This window comes from Aeromonas sp. 11P (assembly GCF_051920165.1).
Taxonomy (GTDB): domain Bacteria; phylum Pseudomonadota; class Gammaproteobacteria; order Enterobacterales; family Aeromonadaceae; genus Aeromonas; species Aeromonas veronii.
On the sequence record NZ_JBQBDJ010000004.1, the window covers coordinates 3,127,881 to 3,137,500 of the forward strand.

Annotated in this window: 21 protein-coding genes (1 of these 21 only partly in view); all 21 read left to right on the forward strand. The window is 52.8% G+C overall.

The genetic code is table 11. The features are described from left to right. Nucleotides 1-4: 4 nt before the first annotated feature. Entirely contained in the window at nucleotides 5-349 is a 345-nt protein-coding gene (rplV, locus tag ACTG1P_RS14400) for a 50S ribosomal protein L22 (RefSeq protein ID WP_005319741.1), read from the forward strand. A 3-nt stretch (nucleotides 350-352) separates the two neighbouring features. Beyond that, nucleotides 353-1,066, forward strand: coding sequence for a 30S ribosomal protein S3 (gene rpsC, locus ACTG1P_RS14405; RefSeq protein ID WP_005307962.1), 714 nt, complete (start codon nucleotides 353-355; stop codon nucleotides 1,064-1,066). 13 nt (nucleotides 1,067-1,079) lie between these two features. Further along, nucleotides 1,080-1,493: a 50S ribosomal protein L16 gene (gene rplP, locus ACTG1P_RS14410; protein ID WP_005340612.1), complete on the forward strand. Its 414-nt coding sequence runs from the start codon at nucleotides 1,080-1,082 to the stop codon at nucleotides 1,491-1,493. Continuing rightward, nucleotides 1,493-1,684, forward strand: coding sequence for a 50S ribosomal protein L29 (rpmC, locus tag ACTG1P_RS14415; protein ID WP_005307965.1), 192 nt, complete (start codon nucleotides 1,493-1,495; stop codon nucleotides 1,682-1,684). Before rplP ends, rpmC begins: the two co-directional genes overlap by 1 nt. After that, nucleotides 1,684-1,932 (forward strand): 30S ribosomal protein S17, encoded by a 249-nt coding sequence (rpsQ, locus tag ACTG1P_RS14420; RefSeq protein WP_005307966.1) that lies wholly within the window; start codon nucleotides 1,684-1,686, stop codon nucleotides 1,930-1,932. The genes rpmC and rpsQ overlap by 1 nt, the downstream gene beginning before the upstream one ends. A gap of 147 nt (nucleotides 1,933-2,079) precedes the next feature. Beyond that, a complete protein-coding gene (gene rplN / locus ACTG1P_RS14425; RefSeq protein ID WP_005307975.1) occupies nucleotides 2,080-2,448 on the forward strand; it encodes a 50S ribosomal protein L14 in 369 nt (122 codons plus the stop codon). 11 nt (nucleotides 2,449-2,459) lie between these two features. After that, nucleotides 2,460-2,777: a 50S ribosomal protein L24 gene (rplX, locus tag ACTG1P_RS14430; protein ID WP_005307977.1), complete on the forward strand. Its 318-nt coding sequence runs from the start codon at nucleotides 2,460-2,462 to the stop codon at nucleotides 2,775-2,777. Nucleotides 2,778-2,790: 13 nt separating this feature from the next. Then, entirely contained in the window at nucleotides 2,791-3,330 is a 540-nt protein-coding gene (gene rplE, locus ACTG1P_RS14435) for a 50S ribosomal protein L5 (RefSeq protein ID WP_005331162.1), read from the forward strand. 10 nt (nucleotides 3,331-3,340) lie between these two features. Then, nucleotides 3,341-3,646, forward strand: coding sequence for a 30S ribosomal protein S14 (gene rpsN / locus ACTG1P_RS14440; RefSeq protein WP_005340609.1), 306 nt, complete (start codon nucleotides 3,341-3,343; stop codon nucleotides 3,644-3,646). A 21-nt stretch (nucleotides 3,647-3,667) separates the two neighbouring features. Further along, a complete protein-coding gene (gene rpsH, locus ACTG1P_RS14445) occupies nucleotides 3,668-4,060 on the forward strand; it encodes a 30S ribosomal protein S8 (protein ID WP_005307980.1) in 393 nt (130 codons plus the stop codon). A 13-nt stretch (nucleotides 4,061-4,073) separates the two neighbouring features. Next, nucleotides 4,074-4,607 (forward strand): 50S ribosomal protein L6, encoded by a 534-nt coding sequence (gene rplF / locus ACTG1P_RS14450; protein WP_005340607.1) that lies wholly within the window; start codon nucleotides 4,074-4,076, stop codon nucleotides 4,605-4,607. A 9-nt stretch (nucleotides 4,608-4,616) separates the two neighbouring features. After that, nucleotides 4,617-4,970 (forward strand): 50S ribosomal protein L18, encoded by a 354-nt coding sequence (rplR, locus tag ACTG1P_RS14455; protein ID WP_005340606.1) that lies wholly within the window; start codon nucleotides 4,617-4,619, stop codon nucleotides 4,968-4,970. A gap of 14 nt (nucleotides 4,971-4,984) precedes the next feature. After that, complete coding sequence (rpsE, locus tag ACTG1P_RS14460) at nucleotides 4,985-5,485, forward strand: 30S ribosomal protein S5 (RefSeq protein ID WP_005340605.1); 501 nt, start codon at nucleotides 4,985-4,987, stop codon at nucleotides 5,483-5,485. Nucleotides 5,486-5,491: 6 nt separating this feature from the next. Continuing rightward, nucleotides 5,492-5,671: a 50S ribosomal protein L30 gene (rpmD, locus tag ACTG1P_RS14465; protein ID WP_005307985.1), complete on the forward strand. Its 180-nt coding sequence runs from the start codon at nucleotides 5,492-5,494 to the stop codon at nucleotides 5,669-5,671. A 2-nt stretch (nucleotides 5,672-5,673) separates the two neighbouring features. Beyond that, nucleotides 5,674-6,111 carry a 50S ribosomal protein L15 gene (gene rplO / locus ACTG1P_RS14470; protein WP_005340604.1) on the forward strand — a complete coding sequence of 146 codons (438 nt, stop codon included), beginning with the start codon at nucleotides 5,674-5,676 and terminating at the stop codon, nucleotides 6,109-6,111. 8 nt (nucleotides 6,112-6,119) lie between these two features. Then, nucleotides 6,120-7,448, forward strand: coding sequence for a preprotein translocase subunit SecY (gene secY, locus ACTG1P_RS14475; RefSeq protein ID WP_005340602.1), 1,329 nt, complete (start codon nucleotides 6,120-6,122; stop codon nucleotides 7,446-7,448). 27 nt (nucleotides 7,449-7,475) lie between these two features. Beyond that, a complete protein-coding gene (gene rpmJ, locus ACTG1P_RS14480) occupies nucleotides 7,476-7,589 on the forward strand; it encodes a 50S ribosomal protein L36 (protein ID WP_005319705.1) in 114 nt (37 codons plus the stop codon). A gap of 139 nt (nucleotides 7,590-7,728) precedes the next feature. Further along, nucleotides 7,729-8,085, forward strand: a complete 357-nt coding sequence (rpsM, locus tag ACTG1P_RS14485; RefSeq protein WP_005307991.1) for a 30S ribosomal protein S13 — start codon at nucleotides 7,729-7,731, stop codon at nucleotides 8,083-8,085. A gap of 14 nt (nucleotides 8,086-8,099) precedes the next feature. Then, a complete protein-coding gene (gene rpsK / locus ACTG1P_RS14490; protein ID WP_005307993.1) occupies nucleotides 8,100-8,489 on the forward strand; it encodes a 30S ribosomal protein S11 in 390 nt (129 codons plus the stop codon). A 39-nt stretch (nucleotides 8,490-8,528) separates the two neighbouring features. After that, nucleotides 8,529-9,149 (forward strand): 30S ribosomal protein S4, encoded by a 621-nt coding sequence (rpsD, locus tag ACTG1P_RS14495; RefSeq protein ID WP_005340600.1) that lies wholly within the window; start codon nucleotides 8,529-8,531, stop codon nucleotides 9,147-9,149. Between the two features lie 25 nt (nucleotides 9,150-9,174). Further along, nucleotides 9,175-9,620, forward strand: the start of a protein-coding gene (locus ACTG1P_RS14500) for a DNA-directed RNA polymerase subunit alpha (protein ID WP_005307997.1). It continues 544 nt past the right edge of the window; 446 of the gene's 990 nt are visible here — the first part of the coding sequence; the start codon lies at nucleotides 9,175-9,177; its stop codon lies beyond the right edge, outside the window.

The following is a 9,620-nucleotide window of genomic DNA, read 5'->3' on the forward strand; positions in this document are numbered from 1 at the left end:
AATGATGGAAGCTATCGCTAAACACCGTTATGCCCGTACTTCTGCCCAGAAAGCTCGTCTGGTAGCCGATCAAGTACGTGGTCTGTCCGTAGACAAGGCTCTGAATATCCTGACCTTCAGCCCGAAAAAGGCTGCAGTGCTGGTTAAGAAAGTGCTGGAATCTGCCATTGCAAACGCTGAGCACAACGAAGGCGCCGATATCGACGCGCTGCGTGTTGCTACTATCATGGTCGACGAAGGTCCCTCCATGAAGCGCATCCGTCCGCGTGCCAAAGGTCGTGCGGATCGTATCCTCAAGCGTACCGCTCACATCACTGTAGTGGTATCCGACGCTAAGGCTGGGAGATAAGCAATGGGTCAGAAAGTACATCCTAATGGCATTCGCCTGGGTATTACCAAGCCTTGGAATTCTACCTGGTTCGCGAACACCAAAGACTTCGCTGACAACCTGTACAGCGATTTTCAAGTACGCCAGTTCCTGACCAAGGAACTGAAAAACGCGTCCTTGTCCAAGATCACCATTGAGCGTCCGGCCAAGAGCATCCGTGTGACCATTCACACCGCTCGTCCGGGTGTTGTAATCGGTAAGAAAGGCGAAGACGTTGAGAAGCTGCGCAAAGCTGTAGCCACTATTGCTGGCGTGCCTGCTCAGATCAACATTTCCGAAGTCCGCAAGCCGGAGCTGGATGGCAAACTCGTTGCCGACAGCATCACTTCCCAGCTGGAGCGTCGTGTAATGTTCCGTCGTGCTATGAAGCGCGCCGTACAGAACGCAATGCGCCTGGGTGCCAAGGGCATCAAAGTGGAAGTTTCCGGTCGTCTGGGCGGCGCTGAAATCGCGCGTACCGAATGGTACCGTGAAGGTCGTGTGCCGTTGCACACCCTGCGTGCCGACATCGACTACGCAACTTCTGAAGCCCACACCACTTACGGTGTGATCGGCGTTAAAGTTTGGATCTTCAAGGGCGAAGTTCTGGGCGGTCTGGCTGCTGTTAACGCTGCCGCTGCTCAAGAGCAAGCTCCTGCAAAGCCCAAGCGTGACAACAAGCGCCGCGCTGCTAAGTAAGGAGATTCGGTAAATGTTGCAACCTAAGCGTACTAAATTCCGCAAGACCCACAAGGGTCGTAACCGCGGTCTGGCCACCTCTGGTAACGAAGTATCCTTCGGTACCTTTGGCCTGAAGGCGACATCCCGTGGTCAACTGACTGCTCGTCAAATCGAAGCAGCCCGTCGTGCCATGACCCGTCACGTTAAGCGTCAAGGTAAGATCTGGATCCGTGTGTTCCCGGACAAGCCCATCACCGAAAAGCCCCTCGAAGTTCGTATGGGTAAAGGTAAGGGTAACGTGGAATACTGGGTTTGCCCGATCCAGCCTGGCAAGGTTCTGTACGAGATGGACGGTGTACCTGAGGCTCTGGCGCGTGAAGCGTTTGCCCTGGCCGCAGCTAAGCTGTCTGTTCAGACCACTTTCGTAATTAAGACGGTGATGTGATGAAAGCCCAAGATCTGCGTCAAAAGAGCGTCGAAGAACTGAACCAGGAGCTGCTGGGCCTGCTGCGTGAGCAATTCAACATGCGCATGCAAGCGTCCACCGGCCAGCTGGCTCAGACTCACACTCTGAAACAAGTGCGTCGTGACGTCGCACGTATCAAGACTGTACTGACTGAGAAGGCAGGTGCGTAATGACTGACAAGATCCGTACTCTGCAAGGTCGTGTAATCAGCGACAAGATGGACAAGTCCATCACTGTTGCTATCGAGCGCAAGGTAAAGCACCCGATCTACGGTAAGATCATCAAGCGCACTACCAAGCTGCACGTGCATGACGAAAACAACGAGTGCAAAGCTGGTGACCTCGTGGAAATCCGCGAATGCCGCCCGCTGTCCAAGACCAAGTCCTGGACCCTGGTTGCCGTTGTAGAAAAGGCCTAATCGGTACTTTGTAGTCCAAGCGGCCCCTTTCAGGGGCCGTTTGTTTTTTAGGCTACCTTTTCTGAAAATCCTGTGTTATAGTTTCGCGCCTTTTGAAGGCAGCCAGATCCCATTAGGGATAAGAAGTAAACAAAGCGGAGCACTAAGATGATCCAGATGCAAAGTATGCTGGGTGTTGCCGACAACTCCGGCGCTCGCAGTGTAATGTGTATTAAGGTTCTGGGTGGCTCGCACCGCCGTTACGCCGGCATCGGCGACATCATCAAGGTTTCCATCAAGGAAGCCATTCCTCGCGGTAAAGTGAAGAAAGGTGATGTGTATAACGCGGTGGTCGTACGCACCCGTAAAGGCGTTCGTCGTCCGGACGGCTCTGTCATCCGTTTCGACAACAATGCGGCTGTGTTGCTTAACAACAACCAACAGCCAATCGGTACTCGTATTTTTGGCCCGGTGACCCGTGAACTGCGTAATGAGAAGTTCATGAAGATTGTGTCCCTGGCACCCGAAGTACTGTAAGGAGTCGAACGATGGCAGCTAAAATCCGTCGCGAAGACGAAGTGATTGTTCTTACCGGCAAAGACAAGGGCAAGCGTGGCAAAGTCACTCAAGTCCTGATTGCAAAAGGTAAGGTAATCGTGGAAGGCATCAATCAGGTGAAGAAACACCAGAAGCCGGTACCCGCACTGGGTCAGGCTGGCGGTATCGTCACCAAAGAAGCCCCCATCGATGTATCAAACGTAGCGCTGTTCAACTCTGCCACTGGCAAAGCTGACCGCGTTGGTTTCCGGATTGAAGACGGCAAAAAAGTCCGTTTCTTCAAATCCACCGGCGAACTTGTGAAGTAATTGGAGTTTAACGATGGCGAAACTGCATGATTACTACAAATCCGATGTAGTAAATGAACTGTCCAAGCAGTTCGGTTACAAGACTATCATGCAAGTCCCTCGGATCGAGAAAATCACCCTGAACATGGGTGTTGGTGAAGCGATCTCTGACAAGAAATTGCTGGAAAATGCTGCTGCCGATATGGCTGCCATTTCCGGTCAGAAGCCGCTGATCACCAAAGCTCGCAAATCTGTTGCGGGCTTCAAGATTCGTGAAGGCTACCCGATAGGTTGTAAAGTAACCCTGCGTGGCGAGCGTATGTGGGAGTTCCTGGAACGGCTGATCTGCATCTCCGTACCGCGTATCCGTGACTTCCGTGGCCTGAACGCTAAAGCGTTCGACGGTCGTGGTAACTACTCCATGGGCGTGCGTGAGCAGATCATCTTCCCGGAAATCGACTATGACAAAGTCGATCGCGTCCGTGGTCTGGATATCACCATCACCACTTCCGCGAATACCGATGAAGAAGGCCGTGCTCTGCTGGCTGCCTTTAACTTCCCATTCCGCAAGTAAGGTTAGGGTTATGGCTAAAACATCCATGAAAGCGCGCGAAGCAAAGCGTGCCAAGCTGGTAGCCAAGTACGCGACCAAGCGTGCCGAGCTGAAAGCTATCATCGTTGACATGAACGCTTCTGAAGAAGCGCGTTGGGATGCTGTACTGCAACTGCAACAGCTGCCCCGTGATTCCAGTCCGTCCCGCCAGCGTAACCGTTGCAATATTACTGGTCGTCCGCACGGTTTCCTGCGCAAGTTTGGCCTGTCTCGCATCAAGGTGCGTGAGCATGCCATGAAGGGCGAAATTCCGGGCCTGAAGAAGGCTTCTTGGTAACGAATCTCGGGAGTTAGACTTATGAGCATGCAAGATCCGATCGCGGATATGCTGACCCGCATCCGTAACGGTCAGGCGGCGAGCAAAGTTGCGGTTTCCATGCCTTCTTCCAAGCTGAAAGTGGCTATCGCCAAAGTGCTGAAAGAAGAAGGTTACATCGCTGGCTACTCCGTAGCTGGTGACGTGAAGCCGGAACTGGAAATTGAACTGAAATATTTCCAGGGCAAGCCAGTTGTAGAACTGATCCAACGCGTAAGCCGTCCAGGCCTGCGTATTTACAAGCGCACTACTGATCTGCCGAAAGTTATGGGCGGTCTCGGTGTTGCTATCGTGTCCACGTCTAAAGGTGTGATGACTGACCGTGCTGCTCGCAAAGCAAGCATGGGCGGTGAGATCATCTGCTACGTCGCTTAATAGGAGGTAGGAAATGTCTCGTGTTGCTAAGGCACCCGTCACTATTCCTGCTGGCGTAGAGGTGACTCTGAACGGCCAGGAACTGACCATCAAAGGTGGTAAAGGTTCTCTGGTTCGCTCTATTCACGCCGGTGTAGAAGTGACCAAAGAAGACAATGTACTGAAGTTCGCCCCGCGCGGCAGCATCGCTGGTGCTGACGCTCAGGCCGGTACTGCCCGTGCATTGGTCAACAACATGGTAATCGGTGTTACCCAAGGCTTCGAGCGCAAGCTGCAGCTGGTTGGTGTAGGTTATAAAGCCTCCATCAAGGGCAATGCTGTTGCGCTGGCTCTGGGCTTCTCTCACCCGGTAGAGCATGCGCTGCCGGCTGGTGTGACCGCTGAGTGCCCGACTGCTACAGAAATCGTTCTGCGTGGCGTCGACAAGCAGCTGGTTGGCCAAGTCGCCGCCGATATCCGTGCTTACCGCGCTCCGGAGCCCTACAAGGGCAAGGGTGTACGCTATGCCAACGAGCAAGTGCGTACTAAAGAAGCTAAGAAGAAGTAAGGTAACACTATGGACAAGAAAGCAGCTCGTCTCCGTCGTGCTACTCGTGCTCGGAAAAAGATGCAGGAACTGGGAGCTACCCGTCTGGTTGTTCACCGTACCCCGCGTCATATCTATGCGCAGGTTATTGCAGCCAACGGTTCCGAAGTTCTGGCCTCTGCTTCCACAGTAGAGAAAGCCATCAGTGAAGCTCTGAAATACACCGGTAACGCAGATGCTGCTACCGCTGTAGGTAAAGCTATCGCTGAGCGTGCTATTGCCAAAGGCGTTCAGAACGTATCTTTCGATCGTTCCGGTTTCAAGTATCACGGTCGCATCGCTGCCCTGGCAGCTGCCGCACGTGACGCTGGTCTTCAGTTCTAAGCTAGGAGTCGAAGATGGCTAAAGTCGAATCTCAAGCCGGCGAACTGCAAGAAAAGCTCATTGCAGTAAACCGTGTTTCGAAAACTGTTAAAGGTGGTCGTATCATGTCCTTCACCGCGTTGACCGTGGTGGGTGATGGTAACGGCCGTGTAGGTTACGGTTACGGTAAAGCCCGTGAAGTTCCGGCTGCTATTCAAAAAGCAATGGAACAGGCTAAGCGTAACCTGAACAAGGTTGAGCTGAACAACGGCACTCTGCACCACCCGGTGCGTGGTGTTCACTCTGGCTCCACCGTGTTCATGAAGCCGGCCTCCCAAGGTACTGGTATCATTGCAGGCGGCGCCATGCGTGCTGTTCTGGAAGTTGCTGGTATCCACAACGTGCTGGCCAAGACCTACGGTTCCACCAACCCAATCAACGTTGTTCGCGCTACTGTAGACGCTCTGGTTCACGGTCAATCACCGGAACAGATCGCTGCCAAGCGTGGTCTGCGCGTTGAAGAAATTCTGGGGTAATGCGACATGGCTAACACTGTAAAAGTAACTCAAACTCGCAGCTCTATCGGCCGTCTGCCAAAGCACAAGGCGACTCTGCGTGGTCTGGGTCTGCGTCGCATTGGTCACACCGTTGAGCTGGAAGATACTCCTTGCGTACGCGGCATGATCAACCAGGTTTATTACATGGTTAAGGTGGAGGGCTAAGCATGCGTCTGAACACTCTGTCTCCGGCCGCTGGTTCCAAGCCTGAAAAACAACGTCGTGGTCGTGGTATCGGCTCCGGCCTGGGCAAGACTGGTGGTCGTGGTGTTAAAGGCCAGACCTCTCGTTCCGGTGGCGGTAAAGTCCGCAACGGTTTCGAAGGCGGCCAGATGCCTTTGAAAATCCGTCTGCCGAAGTTCGGTTTCTTCTCTCGCAAATCTTTGGTTTCTGCCGAAGTGCGTCTGAACGAAATCGCCTTGGTAGAAGGTGATGTGGTCGACCTGAGCACTCTGAAGCAAGCCGGTGTTGTTACTAAGAACATCGTGTTCGCTAAAGTTGTTCTGTCAGGCAACATTGACCGTGCTGTGACCGTTCGTGGTCTGTCCGTCACCAAAGGTGCACGCGCAGCCATCGAGGCCGCTGGCGGTAAAATCGAGGAATAATCAGTACAATGGCTAAGAAACCAGGATTGGATGTTAAAGCACAGGGTGGTCTGAGTGAACTGAAGAGCCGTCTGCTCTTCGTTCTCGGGGCGATTATCGTTTTCCGTGCAGGCTCTTATGTGCCGATTCCTGGTATTGACGCCGCCGTACTGGCCGAGTTGTTCCAGCAACAGAAGGGCACCATCATTGAGATGTTCAACATGTTCAGTGGTGGTGCACTCTCGCGTGCTTCTATTCTTGCGTTGGGGATCATGCCGTACATTTCGGCATCGATCATTATCCAGCTGCTGACAGTGGTTCACCCCGCTCTTGCTGAACTCAAGAAAGAAGGTGAATCCGGCCGTCGCAAGATTAGCCAATATACCCGTTGGGGCACGCTGGTTTTGGGAACTTTCCAGGCCATTGGTATTGCAACCGGTCTGCCGAATATGATGCATGGACTCGTGACTAATCCGGGTCTGGGCTTCTATTTCACAGCGGTTGTGAGTCTGGTCACCGGTACCATGTTTTTGATGTGGTTGGGTGAACAGATTACCGAGCGTGGGATTGGTAATGGTATCTCGTTGATTATTTTCACAGGTATTGTTGCTGGTCTGCCGCATGCCATTGGCGCTACGGCCGAACAGGCACGTCAAGGGGAATTGCACATCCTGCTGTTGTTGTTGCTGGGCTTGATTGTTTTCGCAGTGACTTACTTTGTGGTGTTCGTGGAGCGTGGTCAGCGTCGTATCGTCGTTAACTATGCCAAGCGTCAACAAGGCCGCCAGGTATTTGCCGCGCAAAGCACACACCTGCCGTTGAAAGTGAATATGGCTGGTGTGATTCCTGCGATTTTCGCATCCAGTATCATCCTCTTCCCGGGGACCATTACCTCCTGGTTTGGTCAGGGTGAGGGTAAAGTAGCTGATATCCTGCAACAGGTCTCTATGGTCCTGCAGCCGGGTCAACCGCTTTACGAGATGCTGTATGCAGCAGCCATTATCTTCTTCTGCTTCTTCTATACCGCGCTGGTGTTCAACCCCCGCGAGACAGCAGATAATCTGAAGAAGAGTGGAGCCTTTATCCCGGGGATTCGCCCGGGCGAGCAGACAGCACGTTACATCGATAAGGTTATGACTCGCCTGACATTGGCAGGTGCGCTCTATATAACCTTTATCTGTCTGGTACCCCAGTTCTTGATGACTGCCTGGAACGTACAGTTCTACTTCGGTGGCACTTCGCTGCTGATTATCGTGGTAGTTATCATGGACTTCATGGCTCAGGTACAAACCCATATGATGTCTCATCAATATGGCGACGTCCTGAGGAAGGCCAACCTGAAGGGCTACGGCCGCTAAAGGTCGGCGTAGTTACGGAGTTAAGCAATGAAAGTTCGTGCTTCCGTTAAGGCAATCTGCCGTAACTGCAAAATCATCAAGCGTCACGGTGTGGTGCGTGTGATTTGCAGCGAGCCAAAGCATAAACAGCGCCAAGGCTAATTTTTTACGGTTAGTACTTGCAACAAATAGTTGTGCTGGCTAATATAGCCAGCCAACTTTTGTTGTGTATTGGTTGACCGCCACGTATCCGCTCACGGGCTTTGTGGTGGTCGTAATCTACTATATGTAGGAGTGAATAGTGGCCCGTATCGCTGGCATTAACATTCCTGACCATAAGCATGCAGTCATCGCTTTGACTGCTATCTATGGCGTCGGTCGTACCCGCTCCAAGGCCATCTGTGCCGCAGCCGGTATCGCTGAGAATGTGAAAATTAAAGACCTGGACGAAGCTCAGATCGAGAGTCTGCGTGAACAAGTAGGTAAATTCACCGTTGAAGGTGACCTGCGTCGTCAGATTTCCATGAACATCAAGCGATTGATGGATCTGGGTTGCTACCGTGGTTTGCGTCACCGTCGTAGCCTGCCTGTTCGTGGTCAACGTACCAAGACCAACGCTCGTACCCGTAAGGGTCCGCGCAAGGCTATCAAGAAGTAACGGGAAGGTAGAAAATGGCTAAAACTCCGACTCGTGCTCGCAAGCGCGTTAAAAAGCAAGTGAGCGACGGTATTGCGCACGTTCATGCATCTTTCAACAACACAATCGTGACCATTACTGACCGTCAGGGCAATGCTCTGTCTTGGGCTACTTCTGGTGGTTCCGGTTTCCGTGGTTCTCGTAAGTCCACCCCGTTCGCTGCTCAGGTAGCTGCCGAGCGCGCTGGTGAGATGGCCAAAGAATATGGCGTCAAGAACCTGGAAGTCATGGTCAAAGGTCCGGGTCCCGGTCGTGAGTCTTCCATCCGCGCCCTGAACGCGGCTGGTTTCCGCATCACTAACATTACTGATGTGACTCCGATCCCGCACAACGGTTGTCGTCCTCCCAAGAAGCGCCGCGTATAACGCTGTAGCTACTTGGTCTAGGATTGTTGGAGAAAGAAGATGGCAAGATATATCGGTCCTAAGCTTAAGCTTAGCCGTCGTGAGGGCACCGACCTCTTCCTGAAGTCAGGTGTTCGTGCGATTGATTCTAAGTGCAAGATTGACACCGCCCCTGGTCAGCATGGTGCGCGTAAAGCGCGTCTGTCCGACTACGGTGTTCAGCTGCGCGAGAAACAAAAAGTTCGTCGTATCTACGGCGTATTGGAAAAACAGTTCCGCAACTACTACCGCGACGCTGCCCGTCAAAAGGGTAACACCGGTGAAAACCTGTTGCAGCTGCTGGAAGGTCGTTTGGACAACGTTGTTTACCGTATGGGCTTCGGCGCTACCCGTGCTGAATCTCGTCAGCTGGTGAGCCACAAGGCCATCATGGTTAACGGTCGCGTTGTGAACATTCCTTCTTTCCAGGTTTCCCCTGAGGACGTGATCTGCGTTCGTGAGAAGGCTAAGAAGCAAGCGCGTATCAAAGCTTCCCTGGAAGTTGCTGGTCAGCGTGAGAAGCCGACTTGGGTAGAGGTTGACGCCGCTAAAATGGAAGGTGCTTTCAAGCGTCTGCCAGAGCGTTCCGACCTGTCTGCCGACATTAACGAACAGCTGATCGTCGAGCTTTACTCCAAGTAAAGCTAGCTTCTAAAGAGAGGACACAATGCTGGGTTCTGTAACAGATTTTCTTAAACCGCGGCTAGTTGACATCGAGCAAGTTAGCCCGACTCATGCGAAAGTGACTCTTGAGCCACTCGAGCGTGGCTTTGGTCACACGCTGGGCAACGCCCTGCGTCGTATTTTGCTGTCATCTATGCCCGGTTGTGCAGTTACTGAAGTCGAAATTGACGGGGTACTGCATGAGTACAGCAGCAAAGAAGGTGTACAGGAAGACATTCTTGAAATCCTGCTCAACCTGAAAGGTATCGCTGTGAAGCTGGAAGGCAAGGACGAGGTAACTCTGTCCCTGACCAAGTCTGGAACAGGCCCCGTTACCGCTGGTGATATCACTCACGGTGATGAAGTCGAGATCGTAAACCCGGAGCACGTAATCTGCCATCTGACTGGTGCCAATGCTGAAATCAGCATGCGCCTGAAAGTTCAGCGCGG

Excerpts from the sequence above, each read along its gene's own strand:
- rplV (WP_005319741.1), top strand. The coding sequence starts at position 5 with ATGGAAGCTATCGCTAAACACCGTTATGCCCGTACTTCTGCCCAGAAA.
- rpsC (WP_005307962.1), top strand. The coding sequence starts at position 353 with ATGGGTCAGAAAGTACATCCTAATGGCATTCGCCTGGGTATTACCAAG.
- rplP (WP_005340612.1), top strand. The coding sequence starts at position 1,080 with ATGTTGCAACCTAAGCGTACTAAATTCCGCAAGACCCACAAGGGTCGT.
- rpmC (WP_005307965.1), top strand. The coding sequence starts at position 1,493 with ATGAAAGCCCAAGATCTGCGTCAAAAGAGCGTCGAAGAACTGAACCAG.
- rpsQ (WP_005307966.1), top strand. The coding sequence starts at position 1,684 with ATGACTGACAAGATCCGTACTCTGCAAGGTCGTGTAATCAGCGACAAG.
- rplN (WP_005307975.1), top strand. The coding sequence starts at position 2,080 with ATGATCCAGATGCAAAGTATGCTGGGTGTTGCCGACAACTCCGGCGCT.
- rplX (WP_005307977.1), top strand. The coding sequence starts at position 2,460 with ATGGCAGCTAAAATCCGTCGCGAAGACGAAGTGATTGTTCTTACCGGC.
- rplE (WP_005331162.1), top strand. The coding sequence starts at position 2,791 with ATGGCGAAACTGCATGATTACTACAAATCCGATGTAGTAAATGAACTG.
- rpsN (WP_005340609.1), top strand. The coding sequence starts at position 3,341 with ATGGCTAAAACATCCATGAAAGCGCGCGAAGCAAAGCGTGCCAAGCTG.
- rpsH (WP_005307980.1), top strand. The coding sequence starts at position 3,668 with ATGAGCATGCAAGATCCGATCGCGGATATGCTGACCCGCATCCGTAAC.
- rplF (WP_005340607.1), top strand. The coding sequence starts at position 4,074 with ATGTCTCGTGTTGCTAAGGCACCCGTCACTATTCCTGCTGGCGTAGAG.
- rplR (WP_005340606.1), top strand. The coding sequence starts at position 4,617 with ATGGACAAGAAAGCAGCTCGTCTCCGTCGTGCTACTCGTGCTCGGAAA.
- rpsE (WP_005340605.1), top strand. The coding sequence starts at position 4,985 with ATGGCTAAAGTCGAATCTCAAGCCGGCGAACTGCAAGAAAAGCTCATT.
- rpmD (WP_005307985.1), top strand. The coding sequence starts at position 5,492 with ATGGCTAACACTGTAAAAGTAACTCAAACTCGCAGCTCTATCGGCCGT.
- rplO (WP_005340604.1), top strand. The coding sequence starts at position 5,674 with ATGCGTCTGAACACTCTGTCTCCGGCCGCTGGTTCCAAGCCTGAAAAA.
- secY (WP_005340602.1), top strand. The coding sequence starts at position 6,120 with ATGGCTAAGAAACCAGGATTGGATGTTAAAGCACAGGGTGGTCTGAGT.
- rpmJ (WP_005319705.1), top strand. The coding sequence starts at position 7,476 with ATGAAAGTTCGTGCTTCCGTTAAGGCAATCTGCCGTAACTGCAAAATC.
- rpsK (WP_005307993.1), top strand. The coding sequence starts at position 8,100 with ATGGCTAAAACTCCGACTCGTGCTCGCAAGCGCGTTAAAAAGCAAGTG.
- rpsD (WP_005340600.1), top strand. The coding sequence starts at position 8,529 with ATGGCAAGATATATCGGTCCTAAGCTTAAGCTTAGCCGTCGTGAGGGC.